A 19,325-nucleotide genomic window follows, 5' to 3' on the forward strand; every position below is an offset into this window, starting at 1 on the left:
GGTCGAATGATGGGCTGCTGATTGAGATCGAGGTTCCTTCGGCCTTGTCCACCGGGTAAGGCATGTGGCACAGCCGCTTCGCTCACGACAGCTGCGAACCACCAAACTTGTCGCGCGGCCCATTATCCGAACTGAGATCAGTGGCCGCATTTCCCTTCTCGAATTTGAACAGCCTTCAGATTGCCGACTTGGCAGTTGTAATTCCGTAAATACCTCTTATGCCACGCGCCGGCTGAAAAGACGGGGTCAACGGTTCGGATTCTTTTAAGGCGATAGAGCCAGCATCCTCGCTTGCGGCCCGTTCTCTCGACAGTTATACTGTTTTTGAAAAACAGTATAACGCCGGGGTCCAGCTTATGAAGTCCATCGACCTCATGTATCAGACGATGCTCGCCGAGCTAGGTCAGCGCTCGCTCGACGCTGCTTGGACGGCCGATTTTCCTTCGGAGGGTCGGTTCACCCCGGCGAACATCAAAGGGCGCAGGTACTGGTACTTCGACATACCAGATGGACGTGGCGGTACGAAACGTCGTTACGTCGGTTCTGCTGACGATCCGGACATCGCGCAGCGCGTAGCTGATCATAAGCGGGACAAGGACGATCTACGCGCTCGCAGGCGCCTAGTAAATACCCTGACCCGCGAAGGCGGGATGATCGCCCCTGACGCCATGTCGGGTGACATCGTCGAGGCTCTTGCCGACGGCGGTCTCTTTCGGCTCCGGGGTGTTCTCATCGGTACGGTGGCCTTTCAGTGCTACTCAGGAATGCTGGGCGTCCGCCTTCCCATGGCTGCAATCCTGACCGGCGATGCGGACATCGCCCAGGACTATGCCATCAGTCGGGAGGTTGAAGACAGTCTGCCTCCGATCGTTGAGCTGCTGCAGAGCGTCGACGCCAGCTTCCGGCCAGTTCCACATCGATCGGGATCCGCGGGCTCGTCGGCGTTTCAGAATGCCGACGGCTACAGGGTTGAATTCCTGACGTCGAACCGTGGGTCGGATGACTACATCGACCAGCCGGCGAAGATGCCCGCCCTTGGTGGCGCCAGCGCGGATCCACTACGCTTTCTCGACTTCCTCATAAGGGAACCCGTCAGGACAATGCTGCTCCACCGAAGCGGTGTCCCGGTCGTCGTCCCTGATCCGTCCCGGTATGCGATCCACAAGCTCATAGTCGCCAGCCGCCGACACACTGACGGGCAAGGGCCGGCGAAGCGAGAGAAGGATGTTCGTCAAGCTGCGCTACTCTTTGAAGCCCTGCAGCAGACAAGGCGATCTGCCGACTTGGCGCTCGTCTACAACGAAGCATGGGAGCGCGGGCCAGCGTGGCAAGAAGGTATTCGAACCGGGGCGGGAATGCTGCCGGCACAAGATGCCGAGCGGTTCAACGCGGTCCTGATCGAGGGCGCAAAAAAAAACCGCGAAGAAATTGAACTTCCGTTTGGAGAATAGGCTGGCTTCCGCTTCGAAAGAAGCAGTTGATTTAAATCGAAGTGGCGGAGACAAATATGGTGCCGAGAGTTCGATTCCGCTCAAGACGCCGGAGCGTCTTTTATGGCTCTGATGACGGTTCCTTGGCTTCAAAAATCCGCAGCCGGTCTATTGCGTCGACGCAGGACGCCATTGGCTCAATCAATTTGATGGAGCCATGCGCAAGCATTGACTCTAAGGCTAGTATAATTAATACTATTCAACTTCTGATGGGCGCGGAGGAAACACCTGTGGTTAAACTCGTTAAAATCAGTGATGCTTGGTATACCGAGTTTTCTGGTAATCTCTTTACAAGAGAAAGCCCGACCGAAGACATCACCCAATGGCAAGCGGTTAGGCAACTCAGCAGCGACAGTTTCGATAAGATTAAGAGCGAGTTCCCTGGCGTGACCGCGTCTTTTTCTGCAGCGGCAGATGGCGCAACCTACGAAAGTAACGCGGACGTTCCCCAGCATGTCCAAGAGGTAGCCATGATGGGCGGTGGTGGCGGTCCAGATAAGTACGTAACTTATCACGCGCCTGCTGTCAGACGCGCCCGCGAGTGGCGTTAACCGTCATCGACGAAAATGAGTGACGAGATCGAACCGCGTGACTTTTTCGTCGTCGTGCGTGACGGCAAACTCCTTGCTTACGATTACATCGCTCAACGCCAGTTTCATATCAGTCTCGATGCATTGGCGGTCCTGCTTGGTGGTCCTAAATTGGGACAGGAACAGGCGGCAGCTCAAGTTAAGCGCGCCGGTTTGAACCACGCATTCAGAGTCCCGTGGGATTGGGATGCTCTTTCTCAGATTTTCCATTTTGGGACTTATCTGCGACGATCCGCGGAATCGGATGCTACCCACGAGGAGAGCGCACGTCGATATGTGGAGAACTGCGAGGGCATCATGGACGCGCTGCCCGGCGACGCTTTCGCCACAGTGCGCGGCGTCGAGCCGATCGATCTTGGCGAGGATTCGGTCGATGACCTCGGAACACTCAAAGACGCACTTGAGCGGCGAATAACAACTCGACGGTTCACCCGACAGCGATTGCAATTTCGGGCGGTGGCGACCGTAATTCGCAACGCGTTCCGATATCGCGAGCACGATGGGGACGCATATAAGAAAATGGGGATGTTTACGCCGACGAAGCGTCGGGCCGCGCCTTCGGGAGGATCCCTTCAAAGCTGTGAATGTTACCTGATTGCCGATCGCGTCGCAGATCTTAACGCCGGCATTTTCCACTACCAATCACACAACGACCATCTGGCACGTGTCGCTGACCTAGCGGACGATTTCAGTTTCGCGCGTCTTTTTGGGGATCAAGGTTTTTCCGACGACGTGAGCGCCGCAATCATCATAACCTGCCGCTTTGACAAGCTGATGTGGAAATACAGAAATTCTCGGTCATACCGCGTCGCATTATTAGACGCGGGTCACCTGTCGCAGGTGGTACAGATGGTCGCTACGTCTGTTGACATCCGGACGTGGCCGACTGCGGCGTTCTACGATCAAGATGTTTCTACGATATTAGGGCTCCAGCCAAGCAACATCGAATATCCTCTGATGGTAATTGGGCTTGGCAGTGGAAATCCTAACCCTTTTGACCGTGACTTGGGAGACGGATTTTCTTCGGTTTAAGGATTGGCCCTACCGTGATCATACCTCGCGATCACGAGCCGCTTTGTCCTTGTTATCTCAGGTGGAGAGGGTGCCGCGCGTTCGGTTCTATCAAGGCTCTCGCAACGAATACCTAATGCGCGATGCGCATTGATGGCAGACCGGTGAGACGACAGAACGTCTCAAACCAAAACTTGTAGTCTTCGTTTCGTTGATCTGTGCGAGCCTGAAGGGCGCAGTAGGCGACAGCGGTCGCGGCTTCGGCGCCAAACAGCTCGATCGCAGCTTCGGCGGCGGTATCGGGATCGCTAATGTTTGCGAACATGCCCTTCATGTCGATTCCCTGCCAATTCGATAGACTGCCGCATTATCCTGTCTTTCACGCAGGCCTTTGTATGAGGGATGCCGAAGTTTTCCGTCATCCGTCCAAGCGCGATACTCGATTTCAGCAATTAGGGTGGGCTGAACCCAGATAGCGCCCTTTCGCTTCAGCTCCACGGGCGGTTTCGCCGCCTTGATCTTATCGAGGTCCTGCCGGAGACGGGCGGTCTCGCGTTCTTTGAAACCGGTGCCTACGCCGCCGACATAGACGAGATCGTTATCGGAATAAGCGGCGAGCAATAATCGCCCAATACCGCCCAACGCCGCCGCGGAGGTTTCATAGCCGACGATGAAAAAGCTGTCGCTTAGGACGCATTTGATCTTGAGCCAGTCACCGAGACGGCCCGATCGGTAGGGCGCATCGAGCTTCTTCGCAATGAGTCCTTCGAGCCCGTGCTCGCAGGCTGACGCGAACAACTCGTCACCATCGGCCTCGATCGCTTCGGAAAGCCGGATGGCGCCGAAACTGTCCGCCGGAATGATGCTCTCGAGCATCTGCCGGCGCTCGGAGAACGCCATTCGCCGGAGATCATGCCCGTCGAGGTACAGGATGTCGAAGGCGAAGAAGATCGCTTCATCGGCACTTCGTTTGCCGCCGCGCCCGCCAAGCGCCTGCTGCAAGGCGCCGAAATCGGAGCGGCCCTGTTCATCGAGCACGACGGCCTCACCGTCGAGGACCATCGTTCCGCCTAGCCACGCCGCCCCCTGCGCGACGGAGGGGAACCGATGCGTCCAATCGTGGCCACCCCGAGTGATGACCCGAACGCGCGTTGGTTCGACGTGGATCGCGAGCCGATAGCCGTCCCATTTCACCTCGTAGATCCATTGCGGGCCTTTGGGCGGTTTCGACGCGAGGAGCGCCAGGCATGGCTCGACACGATCTGGCATCGGATCGAACGGCAATAACGGCTGCTTTGGGTCGCGCGGTTTTCGTGCGCGGCTTCGAAGCGAGGCTTCGGCGGCGCCCAATAGCGGTTGCGTCTTCTTTCCTGGCGGCTTGGTCATGCCGGCAGTGCACCAGAGTGGATCTGAAGAGTCGAGTCCTTCAGCCGAGTGATCGCGAGGGATTACTCACGCAATGCCGGCGCGACGAGACCACGGGGATCGCTAATGCCAGCACTCGTCTATACGGCTTTCCGGAACCGGCAAACAAACCGTTGGAGCGAGGCAATATTGCTGCCGCGGGGGATTACCCAACCTGTTCCACAGTGAGGGTGCCCGCGGCAAGCGGCTTGATCAACGATGTTGCCGAAACGGTCGGATCGAGCCAGCCGGCCCAGGCGTTGCGCTCGAGGATAACGATCTGCCGGTCGTGGTACGGTGCGATGTCCGGACCCGGCTCCATCGTCAACATGGTGAAGGCTTGGCCGACCTCCGGCGTTTCGCGCCAGATGCCGGCGATGCAGAAGATCGCCTCGTCCTTCTTCGTGAGCAGCCACTTGTCCTTGCGCTTCTTTTTCGGGTCCGTTGGTTCCGTGAACTCGCAAAAGCCGTCGGCAATAATCAGGCAGCGATTGGAGGTGAACTCCCGACCGTCCGACCGGAAATTATACACCGGCCGCTTATTCGGTCCGGGCCAGCTCCAGCGCCGCTGCACGAGCTCGGTCTCATCGCGGGCTCCGTCGATCGACCTGACGATGGGGCCGGCGTCGGTGATCTTGATGTCCTCGCGCGCTTCGAGGTTCGGTATGCCTTCACCAAAGCGGATCCTGATCTTCAGATCGGCGAAGTCCTTTACGATCGAAGCTGCGTCCACCATCAGCCGATAATCATTGCACATGCGTCCCCCATTATAGCTTGGTTGCTTGGAAAAAGTGTTCCTGATATGTTCTATCTATGATGCGCGCGAAGGTTTTCCAGTCCGACGCCCCGCTCGACGAGCGCCGCGTCATCATAAGGCGCCATGACGGCGATGTGGAGATGGTGGAACTTCCATGGGGGCTGCGTCCCCGCGACGGCGGCCCGCGTGCCGTCAATGTCGTCCGATCGGAAGGGCGGACGTTCCCGAGCCACCGCTGCCTGGTGCCGGCCTCGGAGTTTCGCCACAAGAACCTAAGCTTCTCGCTCGCCAACGGCGATTGGTTTTATTTCGCGGGGATCTGGCGGCCGGCGTTCGATAAATGGCCAGAGGCCTATGCCATCCTGACCATCGAGGCGAGTGCCGATATCGCGCCAATTCACGACCGGCAGATGGCAGTGCTGACACGCGATCAACGCATGGCCTGGCTGGACGGTCTTGTCCCCGAAGAGGAAATCCTGCGGCCACCGCCGGCGGGGACTTTCCGAGTTAAGCGCCAGGCCGGCGCGCTTGCCCAGTCGATGCTGGCGGTCTAAAGCGCCAACCGCAACTGCGGCTCAGCTGTGGAGGCCGTCCGTTCCAGTGAGGACAGCGAGACACCGAGCAGGCGAATGCCCTTTCGGGGCGGAAAGATCGACGCCAGCAGAAAGCTGACGATGTCCTCCAGATCGCCGATCGCCGCCAGAGGGACCGGAACCGTCTTGCTGCGGGTGATCTGGTTGAAGTCGGCATATTTGACCTTGAGCGTCACCGTCTTGGCGGCGATCCCGTTGGCCTCACAATAACTCCACACCTTTTCGATCAGCGGCTGAAGCCCTTCACGGGCCGGGTCGTAGGTATGGAGGTCTTGTGGGAAGGTATCCTCGGCGCCGACGGATTTGCGCACTCGGTTCGGCTTGACCTGCCGCTCGTCGATGCCGCGGGCAATGCCGTAGAAATACGGCCCCGACTTCCCGAAGTGGTCGACGAGGAACTCGAGCGTCTGCTCCTTGAGGTCGGCGCCTGTGTCGATCCCCAGCCGGTGCATTTTTTCCGCCGTTGCCGGCCCGACGCCATGGAATTTCTTGACGGAGAGGGACTCGACGAAGGCCGGCCCGTTCTTCGGCGTGATGACGGCCTGGCCGTTGGGCTTGTTGAGGTCGCTCGCCATCTTGGCGAGAAACTTGTTGTAGGAAATGCCAGCCGAAGCGTTAAGACCGGTCGCCTGCTTGATCCTGGTGCGGATCTCCAGCGCGATCTCGGTTGCGATCTCCATCCCTTTCAGATTCTCGGTGACATCGAGATAGGCCTCGTCAAGCGACAGCGGTTCGATGAGTGGCGTGTATTCGGCAAAGATCTCACGGATCTGCTGCGACACGGCCTTGTAGACATCGAAGCGGGGCGGCACGAAGATCAGCTCCGGACATTTGCGCTTGGCGGTCACCGACGGCATCGCGGAGTGGACCCCGTATTTGCGCGCCTCGTAGCTCGCCGCCGCGACCACCCCACGGGCAGCCGATCCACCGACGGCAATCGGCTTGCCGCGCAATTCCGGATTATCGCGCTGCTCGACCGACGCATAAAAAGCATCCATGTCGACGTGGACGATTTTTCGGACGGGGGTCGAGTTCATGTCATTCATGGCGGCTTCAGCGATCGCGATCAGATCGGCTTTAGACATTCACGTCGAAACAAAAAGAGAACATAGCAGCCTTCGGTGCGATATCAACCACTTCAAGGGACGCCTCGGGGCCTGCCGTCGAAACCATTCGCTCTCGCCTACAAATGATAGTTCCCGCAACACTTGATTAGGCCCCCAAGCTCCACCCCTGCTCATTCGAAAGCAGGCGGAGTAGGCTCCGTGGCAGACATCCAGTGCACCCACACGCGGACCCCGCGATCCTTCAACGTGTCGAAGATGCGCCTGGTTGGCGTGCCGGCCGTCGCCACCTCGTTATAGACTCCGTCGTCGAGGACCCTGACTTCTTTCAACCTCGGCAAGTCGAGCAGACCTTCGATGTGATCGATCCCGGTGCTGAGGCGTAAATGTTCCAGTTTAGGAAATGACACGAGGGTGCGCACGTCGACGTTTCCGATCATCGAGATCGCGGAAAACCTTTTCAGGTTCCTGCAGAGCTCGATCCCCGACAGGTCTTTCACATCGAAGACATCATCTTCGCCGTCCCAGAAATACCAGGCGTACTCATAAACGGTTCCGCCGCCGTCGAACTCGATCTCCTCCACGGTGGCGAGGAGATCGTCAGTCAGCGGATATCGTTCCAGATAGTCCCGTGCCTGTGGAATGATTTCATAGCCTTCGTCCTCGAGATCGACGGCTCGGCCGAGAACGTGGGCCGCAAGCTGCCCGGGCGTGCCGAGATCAATGTGCTTCGCGTCGAGAAGCGAAGACAGCACGACGAGCTTGAGGTTTGGATCCGCAAAGGGAGCACCGGCAACGCTCACTGCGGCCGGATAGGATGGCTCCGTCGGTTCCGGATATTCCGCCGCTGGATTGGAGAAGCCGATTTCGTTGACGGTCTCGAGGGTGAGGCTGACACGCATGGTATAGCCCTCGGGAAATCGTCGCACGCCCAATCGGACGCCTCGCATCATCGGAAGGTCGTCTCCGATCTCAAGAGACGGCATGGCGGAGCGCACCTGCTCGATCTTCATTCCCATTGCGATGTCGCCGACCGGATGCAAGAAGCGATTGTTGTAGTCGAGCATTCCGATCAACCCATCTCGATCGATCCATGCGACGAAGCCGTGGCTGTTTTCGAGCAGGTCGATCTTGCCGCCTTTATGTGGCGCAAGTGGCTTCCAGGCGGCACCCATTGCTGCCTCGACCCTCGCCATCGGCATTCCGGGCCTTAGGGCTGCGAGCGCCGCGATATCCACACTGTCGTTCGATGCTGCCATCACCCGCCCTCCAGGAATGCTCGCAAGCGCAACCGCAGCCACGCCAACCATCAGATCTCGCTTCCGCATCAAAACGTCAGCCATTCCCTAAGTCCTCGGCTATTTTGTAGCGTCGTGGGAAAATATGCGTGGTCCAACCGGCCTTTCAACCGCGCCCACTTTGCGAGTTCCCTCTCAGGACTTGTCTCGCCCGCCATCCGTGCCAAGGTTCGCCCTGCCTGCTGCTCCCAGGCGAGCCAATACAGGGGCTGAAAACGGCCGGCCCGACCATTTCAGCACACTGTCGCGGAAATCTTGCCGCTCCTCCTCCGAGCTGAATACGCGCGACGGCCACGGGTGGGAGGCGAGTTTTGACATCCAAAAATGGAAGGTTCCCTCATCCTCCTCGAGCGCATAGAGCGAATCCCACGTGCATGTGACGGTCTGGCCCAGGACGGTATAGCTGATGCCATTTGTGTCCACGGTGGATTCGACGGGTTTGCCTATGACGCCTGCTTTCGCCAGCCGCCGGCGGTACATAGAGCGGAGGAATTGCCGTGCGGGTTTGAGCAACAGGTAGGTCAGCGCGGTGCAAGCGCCAATCGTGGTCGCTTCATATACGATAAACGTGACGACGTCGCCGGCCTGCAATTTGTCGAAGTTCGTGAAGAGCGAGACAAAAAGCGCAACCAGTCCAACCGCTCCGACGGTTAGACCGGTGGGCAGGAGTTGGCGCGATGCATGTAGGATGGCGAGATGATCATCGAGTTCCAATGCGAAGCTCTTGCGAAAAGCGGGTCGTTCCGCCGACGCCCAGATGTTCGGGACAGAGCCAGGGGGGCGCTGCTGGGACATGTCTCACACTCCGAATGTTGGCTGCAACTGTGTAGATTGAGCTCTCAGTATGGCTGCCGGTGCAAACCTCTGGCGGGGAACCTATCCTAAGTGGCGCACGCGGAACAACTACTACCGACTTTAGAAGGCGTCCGAAACGGGGAGATCCCCGGCAGCGATAAGGCTTGAAGACTGGTCCAAAAGCGTGCAAATTCCAAGCCTGATACAACCTGTGACATGCAAGCGGATGCTATGCCCAATGTCTTTTCCATCTTAACCCGCCGTCATCTGCTTGAGACGGGCCTATTGATTTTGACCTCGCCGACGCTGCTTGGCGCGAGTTTTGAGAAGGAATCAACTTTGCAATCACGTTGGAAAGAATGGCAAGCGAAGTGGCGTTGGATGGAGGGTATCGCTCGAAAACGCGGCTGGGAAATAACCCCACTTCAAATCGCGCCCCCCGCCACGGAGCCGGAAGTTGCAGCCGTCGAACAACGCTACCGAATGGCCATTCCAGCTCAATTGCGCGCGGCCCTGACGACGTTGTCGGGCGAGGTGACCTTCGGCTGGCATATTCCGTCACACCTTCACTCCATGGAACGGGACCACATGCCCACCATGAGTTTCAATCGCTATGCTGTCTGGAGCCTTGCCCATATCGACCGAATGGCAATGCCGATCTTTCTCGATTGGAAGGAAGGCCTGGCGTCGCGCGATTTGTCGGAGGCCCCGAACCGACCGGAACTATGGGAAAACCAGTTTGCTTTTTATAATCTCGTCAATGGCGATTGGTTGACGATCGATACCTCCAATCCCGATCCGGCAAAACAGCCGGTGCGCTATTTCTCGCACGAATTGGAAATGATTCACGGTTTGGCGCTCGCCCCGGACTTTTTCACCTTCATCGATCAGATGTCCAGACTTGGGCTGGCCGGCACGGAATGGGCCTCCTGGATGCGTTTCAGCAAGGGTCAGGAAAAAGATACCTTCTACCTCGAAGCCGACAGCGAAGGATCGAAAGCATGGATCGCATGGCTGGAGCGTGATCCGATCGATACCGACCCCGACGAGCCTCCGCTGGCTGTCCTTGAAACGACGGTTGCGGATCGTGCTCTGCTCGATGCGGCGCGAGCCAATTCGGTCGCAGGCGTCAATGCCGCGCTCTTGGCCGGCGCCAAGCCCGACTGCGTGCCGACGAGCGAATGGCTGATGGACCAGATGAGTTGGAACGACGAGTTCTCCACGGCGATTACTTACGCAACTCGTCATAACAATACAGCCTTGATCGAACGGCTCGTCCAAGCAGGTGCGACGCTCAATACGAGGCTTCTGCCGCTCAACGCCGCAGTCAAGGAGAGCTCGCTCGCCACGGTCCGCTGGCTCATTGCCAACGGCGCCCGCGTCAACGGTTGGAAGCAGCAGCGCTATTGGCCGCTGCACGATCTCGTCGTTACGCGCGCAGAGATGGCCTCGATGACCCGCGAGGAATATCGCGAGCGGCTGGCCGAAAGCTCCAGTTTCGGCGACGCCTCGATGTATGACAAACTGATTGAGGGCGCGGAAGACGAGGAAACCCGCGAGGATTACCGCGAAGCCAAACGCGCCATGGAGGAACGATCCAGAAAATCACTTGAGGAGGTCGACAGAAAACTCGAAGCCCACCTCAGCCGCGATGAATATCTGCAGATGCTGGAAGCGTTGCTCGACGCTGGCGCAGATCCGGACGCACGCTGGGACAACGGCATTACCATGCTCGGCTGGGGCGGGAGCGCGACGGCAAAGGTTCTGCTCGCCCACGGCGCCGATCCGAACATCCGAGACATCCATGGTACCACGCCGCTCCACTCGGCCAGAACGGGAGACAAGGTGCGCATCCTTGTGGCAGGTGGTGCCGACATCAACACGCTCGCCACTCTGCCTGAAGGTGAGAGGGGGATGAATTATACGCCGCTGCAAGCTGCGCTGCTCTCCGGAAAGCTTGAGGGGGACAGCCCGATCAAGGCCCTGCTCGAGCTGGGAGCGGACGCCACCCTTGCCGATGCGGATGGACGTTCGACGCTGGCCTACTGTTACGATCAAGACCGCTTCACGCTGATCACGGCCAAAGGGCTCGATCCCCTGGCTCTTCAGCCGGGTGAGCAGACCCTCCTGCACAATTTGACCCTCTACCACTGGCTGCCGCGACAGCAGTTCCCGGCGGAGGTTGCTTTTCTCGACTTTCTCCTTGGTTTGGGGATCGACATCAACGCGCGCGACGGCAAGGGCCGCACCATGCTGCATTATGCTGCTGAACATGAAGACTACGACGAGGCCGTTCCCAACTATGAACTTCTCCTTGCCAGAGGCGCTGATAAGCACCTGGCCGACAATGACGAAAAGCGTCCCTTTGATCTTGTTGCGAAGTCTCTGAAAAAGGTCCGCGCCTTGTTGAAGTGACGAGAGAGCAGCGCTTCACCGATCGTTGATTTCAAAACGGGAGGGGAGCCGGTCACAAACCTTAAGCGCAAGAAGATGTCTGTTCGGCTGGGGACGAAGCTCATGAGAAAACGGGAATTCCTGATCGGTACGGCTATTTTGGCCCTATCCGTCGCGGCAGCGGGTGAAGGCATGGCGGCGTCGAACGGACCGGTTGATGCACCAGCGCTTGCAGCGCTGCGGCCCGGCATGCCGATGTCGGCAGTCGAGAGGGCCATGGGCTCTGCCTGGCGTGCGCCGGCGCCGCACAAGGGTGGCGTGATCGACATTCTCGAAAACACCCATGGCGTTATCGCGCGGATCGATCGAAAAGGGCTGATCGGCCGGATCGATTTCAACTCCCGCTTCATGCATACCATCGCAGGCATCCCGATGGGGATATCGCTTGCGGATCTCCGAGCGACGGTGCCGGATATGGAGATCGGCAAGGAAAGCACCACGAGTGGGGGTGCGCGTTTCGGCACGAAGCAGCTGCCAGAAGGCACCCTTTCCGCCCGCATCACGTTCGACGTGGTCTCCGGCATCGCCATTTTCAATCCAGATGCGGAATATGCGGAGCCGAGTGCTCCGCCTTACCCTGTCGTGAGCGGCGCTTCCGGCGCTCCTTTCTCAGATCCGAGCCTGAAGCTGGCGGTCTTGTCCTCGCTTCTCTATGCGAAACTGCTTGATATCGGCACACCGGAACAGCTTGCGACCCATGTGCTCGGGCGTGCGGTCGATCTGGAGAGGGATGGCTACGAGCTCATCCCGGAAGCGCTGGATTATCTGGTCCGCTATCCGCTGACCGAGGAACTGCTGGCCTCTGTCGAGGATATCGAGCTCGATGGCGGCGCGGCGATCTATCCGTTTGCCTGGTATTTCTGGGGCGGCGAGGAAAACGCGTTCGATGTGACGGACCTCTCCGGGATCCGTTTCTGCCCCAACCTGAAAAGCTTTTCGGTCAACTCCATGATCGACAAGGTCGATCTTCGCGCCCTCGTTCCGCTCAGGAAACTCGAGCGGGTCGACATCAATGTCCCGTCCGAGAATCTCGACGCCTTGCTCGATCTGCCGGCGCTCAAAGAGGCGGGACGGTTTCGCAAGAAGTCGGGCACACAAGATATCTTCGAGGAGTTGGAGCGGCGCGGCGTGCAAGTGTACTGATCGCAGTCGGCCAACACGTCCAATGCTCGGATCGAGGTCGTTACGTGGTTCCGACCGTGGCATGCGAAAATATTCCCAACTCCCGCATCGAATTGAATCCGTTCATGGAATCCGGCAGGCCAGCCCTACGCTCAACTTGAGCGCGTCGCGAGCGCCGTTGCAAAGCCCATTGGAGGTGCCATTTCGCATGCGTGACCACGCCGTCAACCCCGTCATTGCCGAGCTGCGCGAGCGCATCGAGCGGCTGGAGGGTGCGGGGATTCGGACTCGCGCAGTGCTTCCCTTCGGCATCCCTGCGATCGACGGCCGGCTACCGGGAGGAGGGCTGGTCCTCGGGGCCCTGCATGAGGTCGCTGGCGGAGGCAATGGTGCGATCGATGGAGCGGCGGCCGCGCTGTTCGCCGCCGGCATCGCGGCGCGAACCAAGGGCAAGGTGCTCTGGTGCATGACCCGCGCCGATCTCTTCGCGCCGGCGCTGGCCCAGGTCGGCCTGCTTCCCGGCCGCGTCATCCATGTCGAGGCCGGCGACGAGAAGGCGCTGCTTTCCTGTATTGAGGAGGGGCTGCGGCATGGCGGCCTTGGTGCCGTCGTCGGCGAGCTCGCCCGGCTCTCGATGACTGCTTCGCGCCGCCTGCAGCTGGCGGCCGAGGGATCCGGCACGATCGGCGTCGCCATTCGACGCTGGCGCCGCCAGACCGAGGCATCCGATTTCGGGCAGCCGACGGCGTCGGTGACGCGGTGGCGTGTCTCGGTGTTGCCGTCGACGCCCCTGCCGGTGCCCGGTGTCGGCCGCGCCCGCTGGCTGCTTGAACTCATCCGCGCCCGCGCGGGTGAAAGCGCTGATTTCGAAGTGGAGGCATGTGATGCCAAATTGGGCGACGCTTCGCCTCCGCCTGAGACGCCGCTCGTCCTGATCGGCCGCCAGCAGAGGCGCCGGAGTGTAGTGGCCGTCGACCGTGCCGCCCAGGCTGCCGGCCTGCGCGTCGGCATGCCCGCCACTAAGGCGCAGGCGCTCGTTTCCGGGCTGGTGGTCATGGATGCCGATCCGGCCGCCGACCTCAAGGCGCTCGAACGCCTGGCGCTCTGGGCGCTGCAACGTTATGCGCCGATCGTTGCCGCCGATCCGCCGGACGGCCTGGTAATCGACACGACCGGCGCCGATCATCTCCACGGCGGCGAGGAGTTGATGCTGTCCGGCATGGTCAACCGCTTCTTACATTCCGGCATTTTCGCGCGTGCAGCCGTCGCTGACACTTGGGGCGCGGCGCATGCCGGCGCCCGGTATCGTGCCGCTCCCACGCTTGTCGTTCGGCCCAATGGGCACGTCGATCTCTTGCATCGCCTGCCGGTCGCGGCGCTGCGTCTCGACAATGCCGTCACCGACGTTCTCCGGGTTCTCGGCTTCAAGACGATCGGGGACGTCGCGAGCCAGCCGCGGGCGCCGCTTGCGTTGCGTTTCGGGCCGGAGCTCGGCCGCCGGATCGACCAGGCCATGGGACGGCTTGCCGAACCGATCGATCCGCTGCGCACGCCAGATCTCATCGAAGTCCGTCGCGCCTTCGGGGAGCCGATCGGCGCCGCCGAGACCATCGCACGCTACACGGCCAGGCTGGTCGATCAGCTCTGTCGCGCGCTTGAGGAAAAAGCCCTTGGAGTTCGGCGTGTTGATCTCTTGTTTCAACGGGTCGACAACACCTACCAGGCGATCCGCGCCGGCACCGCCACGCCGGTGCGCGACGTCAAACGGCTCACGCGTCTCCTCACCGACCGGATCGAGACCATTTCCTGGTTTCGGGATCGAGATCATGTCGCTGACAGCGACCATCGCTGAGCCACTGGTGGCGAGACAGGTCATCTCCTCGCTTATCGAAGAACCGGAGGCCGATGTATCCGGGCTGATCGACACCAGATATCATTCAGGATCGCAATGAGGTCCGGGTTTCCAGCTTCCGGGTTAAGCGGCGGCGAATGTTAAATAGGAATGCACCACAGCCCGTCCGCATTTTAAGTAAATATTGCCGGTTTGAGTGACCGAGGCGACCGTTAAAAGCCACCCGCTTGTCTGAGCGCTTCACGGTTCCCGCATCAGAAATGCGCGATCGAGCTGGCCATCATTAAGGTCCATCGACGACAGATGGATAGAGCCGAGCGGTCTCGACGGTTTGGAAAGGTTCAACCCTGGAATAGCTGGATGCGTATGCAGTGCTGATGTTCCCAAAATTCCGTTACTTTCAGGCAAGTCAGGAGACGCAATTGCGAAAAGTCTTTCACAATCACGGAAGTCACTTGAGTTAAAATAAAAAATTTCCGGCTAAGGCGCCGACAGCGCTGTTGATAAAGTCCAATGTTTCTACTTAGACCCAAAAAAGGTCCGAAGCGGGGCTCGACTTTACAGAGAAATTTGCAATTACTGTTTGAAACAAATGGGGCGAGGTCAAAGTCCGGTCTATGGACTTATGATGGTTTTTAGGCACTGCTGGGGATGATTTTAAATTCGTTGATATTCTGCGGCACTGGGTCGGTGAGACCGCAATGCCAGCCGTCGATGCCGCTGTTGCGGCCCTTTCCAAGAGACAACAAGCTCCCAGGGATGCCAGTGAATCTTCGCGGTATACCCTGCACCAGCTGAGTCGTAGGTCATATCCTGGCGAGATCCTCGTTTGTCCAGGTTCGGCCATTTGCGGACAAATGGAAAGTTATGCAGTCTTTTAGACTGCCGCAGCGCGAAATAACTTTTACTACGTTTAATGGGCATGCAAGCAGCGCTTTGCCGTCCACCTAGACTGGATTTGAGAGAGTTTAAAATGCAAGCAAAAATATAAGAATTGCCGCAATGCATCAAGCGTATAACATTTTGAGTTTTGCTCGTAACACTTTAACAGATTAAGGGAAGTACCGGTTCGATGTTGTTCGGCAGGAAGAAGCGTGGGCACTCATGTATGCGGTGTGGTAAGGGCAAGAAGATCGATGGCGACGAGCTAATTTGTTCCATTTGCATCGATGAGATTACCCTTCCGTCCGCGTCCAGTCCGTCAGATTCAGGCGGGGATGAGATTGAGCTTCCAGTACGAATTGCCCATAGAGCGTCGGCTTGAAAAAGTTAGGAACTGCATGTCTGGATTGCATGCTCTCTATCACGTGTTCGGAACAATCGCATGTTTCCGGCCTTCGTTTTCGGACGCCGACAAAGTCGGTTGGCGGTAGTCCGGCCACTCTCAAAATAGCGACAATATCGAATAAATAATTCTTTGGCCGAAGTGCGCTCGATCCTGCATTGCCATCAGGTGAACCGCTCGTGCGCCTAGTCATCCGCGATACCGTCGTCGTCCATAAAACGCAACATTGGGCGACGCAACCCAGGGCGCTCCGACGTTAGTCGTCGAGCGCCCTGTTGATTATCGCGGAACCTGTCGAGGGTGCGTTACTTTTCCATCGCAATGAGGGCGGCACATGCGGGGATCTACTTTAGAAGACAAGCTTATTGGAGCATCCGGTCGACCAAGTGGGTTCGACTGTATGCGCATCGTGCTCGCGTTGATCGTTTTGTGTCTGCACAGTCTAACCACCTCCTACGGCACGGGTTTGGACTTTGCTTGGGATACCTGGCTCTACGGTCCCTGGTTGCGCTTGGTGCTGCCAATGTTCTTTGCTCTTAGCGGCTTCCTAGTAGCCGGAAGTTTTATGCGGTCAAAATCGATCATTCACTTCCTTGGACTGCGCTTTCTCCGTATCTATCCCGCTTTGGCCGTTGAAGTTCTGCTCTCTGCTTTGATACTCGGCCCGATCGTGACCACGGTCGCATTTTCGCAGTATTTCGGAAGTGAGATGTTCTTCCGTTACCTGCTCAACATTACCGGTCATATCTACTACTATCTTCCCGGCGTTTTCGCCGATAACCCGTATCCCAACAAGGTCAACGGGCAGCTCTGGACAGTGCCGTTCGAGCTACTTTGCTATATTAGTTTGACTGCCGCAGTCCTCGTTGGCTTCACAAAGAAGCGGCAGTTCTTCATGCTGGCATGTTTGGTTATGTTGATCGCTTACCCTATTGCCCGGTTTTTCGTTCACGGCGGTGAACTCCCAGTCACAGCGACGAAAGTACCAGGGAACGTGCTCGTCGAGACTTTCCTATGGGGCGTGGTTTGCTATCAGTATCGCGATAGATTGCCGTTTGGAGTGATCCCGTTTGGCGTGGCACTCGGTATCAGCCTCGCTCTGTTGTCAGGCTTACCAATGGGCGAGTACTTTTGCGCCCCGTTCGTGGCCTACCTGACCGTCGCGCTCGGCCTGCTCAATCCGCGCCGCATCAACTTCCTGCAGGGAGCCGACTATTCGTATGGGGTCTTTCTCTATCATTTCGCAATCCAGCAGGCGGTGGTCGATCTGTTGCCATCGCTGCGGACATGGTGGGCAGTGATCGCAATAAGCCTGCCAGCGTCGATTTTGGTTGCTGCGGCGTCCTGGCACTTTGTCGAAATGCCAGCTTTGAAGCTCAAGGGATGGTTACCCGTTCACCTGCCGATGCCCTTTATCAGAGACCGGCGCGCGGAAGTTGCAAAGGAGTTCGGTGAAAGCTAGAAGTAGAGAGGCTCCCCGCTTCAAGGCGGGAAGCTCTTTCTAGTCTTTTTCTTCTAAAGGTCTTGCTGAGCTCGACGACGTCGGCCGTCGGATCAATGTCATTGAAATGGCGCGGTGTTTCCGAAGAAGTTACTGCGTGGGGACGACCGTATCGGCGGCGCCCGCGTTCGAACCCGTCCGCAATAAGCCCGACAAAATCATTATAAAGCCCTTTGAAGGCAAGGCCGAAGGCGAGGCCAAAACGATAAGACTTCGCAGCTTGAATCATCCCGTGCATCTGGGTCCGAGCCATGGCCCACCGCGCGACAGAGGGATTGATGCCTTCAACTTCCGAAACGGCGATATCAAGGGCTTCCAAAGAGCCTCGGGCCATCGCAAATCTGCTTATCGACATTGATGTCGCTGATTGCCGGTAGCCGATCAGGTATTCGGGAACACATACCACTTCGCCAACGGCCGCCAGCTTAATCTGCATCAGATAATCTTCACTGCCGCGGACGCGCTCATCGTATCCTCCAACGGCAACGGCCGCGCTCCGACGAATAACGATGCCTGAACCAGTCCCAACAAAATTGTGCACTATCGATCTTTGCAGCGCAGTGCCGTTTATGGCGATCGAAGGTTTCGTCTCGATGATGTTGCTATTCTCGTCTATTCGCCGAAGGAACGAATAAGCAAAGGCAGAGTTCTCGCCGACTCGGTCTAACTCTTTGACTAGCTTCTCCAAATAGGTCGGATGCCAAAGATCATCTGCGTCTAGTGGCGCTATATATCTTCCGGATGCCTGCTCGATTCCATAATTCCGCGCACCTGGGAGCTTCCGATTAGTTATCGTGTGCACGGCTATCCGGCGGTCATGCTGTTGTAAGGACTCTGCAATTTGCCCCGACGTATCAGTTGATCCGTCATTGACAATAATGATTTCAATATCAGTCAGCGTCTGCGCGCCGGCACTAGCGACGGTTTCGCGAAGCGTGCGTTCACCGTTATAACAAGGAATAATGACCGATACGATTGGCACAGGATCTCCGCTGGCATGGGACTTGCCAAAATTTTTATTACTAAAGGTTTTCTTGTTAATCGAGTGTGATCGGTCGAAAAAAACCGCAAATAGTGAAAATCGGTTGTCCGGTTCAGGGCCGCCAGGTTTTGTAAATCGACAGCATGGCCAGAGAGAGCGCATTCCAGTGGTGAAGAGGCGATGTTAGAGAATGCGCGGGGTTCGGTCGGTTGGTGGAATGGCGACGGCGACAGAGCGGCCACACCGGCGATTGACCTCTTCGCCCCATGGATTGGCCCGGCTTGGTTTTCCTTATGTATGCCGACAGTCCCAAAAAGCGCTCATACCAAAGGGCATCTTCCAACCCGCGACCGGAATTCTCGCAGAGGAGTTGTCGGCCACAATGACGATGTGTCTGTGTCGGAGCGGTGCGAGAAGCAAAGCGGGGCGTCGCGCTTGTCGGTCAATATTCCTTATCTCGATCCTTCGCTGCTTCAGTACGATGCAGATTGGGGTCGGAGCCACTCCAAACCGACATTTATCATTGATCCCAAAATTGGACGATACGTTAATGTCTAAGGAGATAGCTCGCGGCGCTCAATCGACAGCCAAATGCTTGCTGAAGTATGCAACCCCCGAGTGATATAATCAAGGCGCTCGCGCCCCCACCGTAATATTTACCTAGTACGTTTACGTTAATTGTCGATTAAACGGATTCCCATTTCAAACAATGTTAGTAGCCTCCCACGCGATGGAAATTAAATCGGGAGATGTGGATTTGGCTACGTCAAAAAGCAGTAATAACGCAAGAAAGGCCATACTGATTCGAGGAGTTAAACTCGTTATTTCGGCATTGACAGCGTGCGCGGATGTGAGCCAGAGCTAAGTCAAATGCACAATTTGTCATTGACCCCAAAATTGGTCTTTGACGTTAATGTCGCATTAAGCAAATAGCTCATGGAGTTGTATCCATATCGAATAGTTGGTGAAATGTCTATAATGATTCAATCTTCGATTGAGTATATCCGAGGCTTTAACAGTATTCACCATGGTACAGTCACGTTAATTATCGTTTAAATAGGGTTGCTATTTAGGACAATGTTAGTAGCGTCCCGCGTGAGGGAAGTTAAATCCTGAGATGTGGATAA

General features: G+C 57.5%; 14 protein-coding genes and 2 pseudogenes. 9 read left to right on the forward strand and 7 right to left on the reverse strand.

The features are described 5' to 3' along the window. Nucleotides 1-356 precede the first annotated feature (356 nt). The 3 genes from AF337_RS25585 (at nt 357) to AF337_RS25595 (ending at nt 3,112) form a co-directional block, all read left to right on the forward strand. Nucleotides 357-1,451, forward strand: a complete 1,095-nt coding sequence (locus tag AF337_RS25585) for a nucleotidyltransferase family protein (protein ID WP_049734320.1) — start codon at nt 357-359, stop codon at nt 1,449-1,451. Between the two features lie 122 nt (nt 1,452-1,573). Then, nucleotides 1,574-2,041 carry a hypothetical protein gene (locus AF337_RS25590; protein ID WP_152971185.1) on the forward strand — a complete coding sequence of 156 codons (468 nt, stop codon included), beginning with the start codon at nt 1,574-1,576 and terminating at the stop codon, nt 2,039-2,041. A gap of 15 nt (nt 2,042-2,056) precedes the next feature. Continuing rightward, nucleotides 2,057-3,112, forward strand: coding sequence for a SagB/ThcOx family dehydrogenase (locus AF337_RS25595; RefSeq protein ID WP_049734322.1), 1,056 nt, complete (start codon nt 2,057-2,059; stop codon nt 3,110-3,112). Between the two features lie 112 nt (nt 3,113-3,224). Here AF337_RS25595 and AF337_RS25600 read toward each other — a convergent pair whose 3' ends face one another. From AF337_RS25600 to AF337_RS25610, 3 genes are all read right to left on the reverse strand, one after another. Beyond that, complete coding sequence (locus tag AF337_RS25600; protein WP_049734323.1) at nt 3,225-3,425, reverse strand: hypothetical protein; 201 nt, start codon at nt 3,423-3,425, stop codon at nt 3,225-3,227. Further along, nucleotides 3,422-4,477: a non-homologous end-joining DNA ligase gene (ligD, locus tag AF337_RS25605; protein ID WP_049734324.1), complete on the reverse strand. Its 1,056-nt coding sequence runs from the start codon at nt 4,475-4,477 to the stop codon at nt 3,422-3,424. Before ligD ends, AF337_RS25600 begins: the two co-directional genes overlap by 4 nt. A 184-nt stretch (nt 4,478-4,661) precedes the next feature. Continuing rightward, the gene (locus tag AF337_RS25610) at nt 4,662-5,252 is read right to left on the reverse strand and encodes an SOS response-associated peptidase family protein (protein WP_049734325.1); all 591 of its coding nucleotides are present in this window, start codon (nt 5,250-5,252) and stop codon (nt 4,662-4,664) included. 56 nt (nt 5,253-5,308) lie between these two features. Here AF337_RS25610 and AF337_RS25615 point away from each other — a divergent pair, with 56 nt between their 5' ends. Next, nucleotides 5,309-5,806, forward strand: coding sequence for an SOS response-associated peptidase family protein (locus AF337_RS25615; protein WP_049734326.1), 498 nt, complete (start codon nt 5,309-5,311; stop codon nt 5,804-5,806). Here the strand turns inward: AF337_RS25615 and dinB are convergent. From dinB to AF337_RS25630, 3 genes are all read right to left on the reverse strand, one after another. Beyond that, a complete protein-coding gene (gene dinB / locus AF337_RS25620; RefSeq protein ID WP_049734346.1) occupies nt 5,803-6,891 on the reverse strand; it encodes a DNA polymerase IV in 1,089 nt (362 codons plus the stop codon). The genes AF337_RS25615 and dinB overlap by 4 nt on opposite strands. Before the next feature lie 191 nt (nt 6,892-7,082). Beyond that, nucleotides 7,083-8,252, reverse strand: coding sequence for a DUF7256 domain-containing protein (locus tag AF337_RS25625; protein ID WP_244471314.1), 1,170 nt, complete (start codon nt 8,250-8,252; stop codon nt 7,083-7,085). A gap of 90 nt (nt 8,253-8,342) precedes the next feature. Then, a complete protein-coding gene (locus AF337_RS25630; RefSeq protein WP_049734328.1) occupies nt 8,343-9,002 on the reverse strand; it encodes a YcxB family protein in 660 nt (219 codons plus the stop codon). 231 nt (nt 9,003-9,233) lie between these two features. On the opposite strand from AF337_RS25630, the gene AF337_RS25635 reads away from it, so the two are divergent. The 5 genes and pseudogenes from AF337_RS25635 to AF337_RS25650 all read left to right on the forward strand — a co-directional run bounded on the left by AF337_RS25635 (nt 9,234) and on the right by AF337_RS25650 (nt 17,177). Next, on the forward strand, nt 9,234-11,417 hold the full coding sequence (locus AF337_RS25635; RefSeq protein WP_160320352.1) for an ankyrin repeat domain-containing protein: 2,184 nt from the start codon (nt 9,234-9,236) through the stop codon (nt 11,415-11,417). Between the two features lie 102 nt (nt 11,418-11,519). Further along, a complete protein-coding gene (locus AF337_RS45635) occupies nt 11,520-12,599 on the forward strand; it encodes a DUF7256 domain-containing protein (RefSeq protein ID WP_244471315.1) in 1,080 nt (359 codons plus the stop codon). A gap of 187 nt (nt 12,600-12,786) precedes the next feature. Further along, nucleotides 12,787-13,470: pseudogene (locus AF337_RS25645) on the forward strand (ImuA family protein); the annotation flags it as partial. Continuing rightward, nucleotides 13,450-14,506, forward strand: a pseudogene (locus AF337_RS40870) (Y-family DNA polymerase); the annotation flags it as partial. The pseudogenes AF337_RS25645 and AF337_RS40870, both read left to right, overlap by 21 nt. A gap of 1,609 nt (nt 14,507-16,115) precedes the next feature. After that, nucleotides 16,116-17,177 carry an acyltransferase family protein gene (locus tag AF337_RS25650; RefSeq protein WP_049734331.1) on the forward strand — a complete coding sequence of 354 codons (1,062 nt, stop codon included), beginning with the start codon at nt 16,116-16,118 and terminating at the stop codon, nt 17,175-17,177. Here AF337_RS25650 and AF337_RS25655 read toward each other — a convergent pair. Then, complete coding sequence (locus tag AF337_RS25655; RefSeq protein WP_049734332.1) at nt 17,131-18,198, reverse strand: glycosyltransferase family 2 protein; 1,068 nt, start codon at nt 18,196-18,198, stop codon at nt 17,131-17,133. The two genes, AF337_RS25650 and AF337_RS25655, sit on opposite strands and share 47 nt — an antisense overlap. Nucleotides 18,199-19,325: the final 1,127 nt, after the last annotated feature.

This window comes from Rhizobium ecuadorense (assembly GCF_001187535.1).
Classification (GTDB): domain Bacteria; phylum Pseudomonadota; class Alphaproteobacteria; order Rhizobiales; family Rhizobiaceae; genus Rhizobium; species Rhizobium ecuadorense.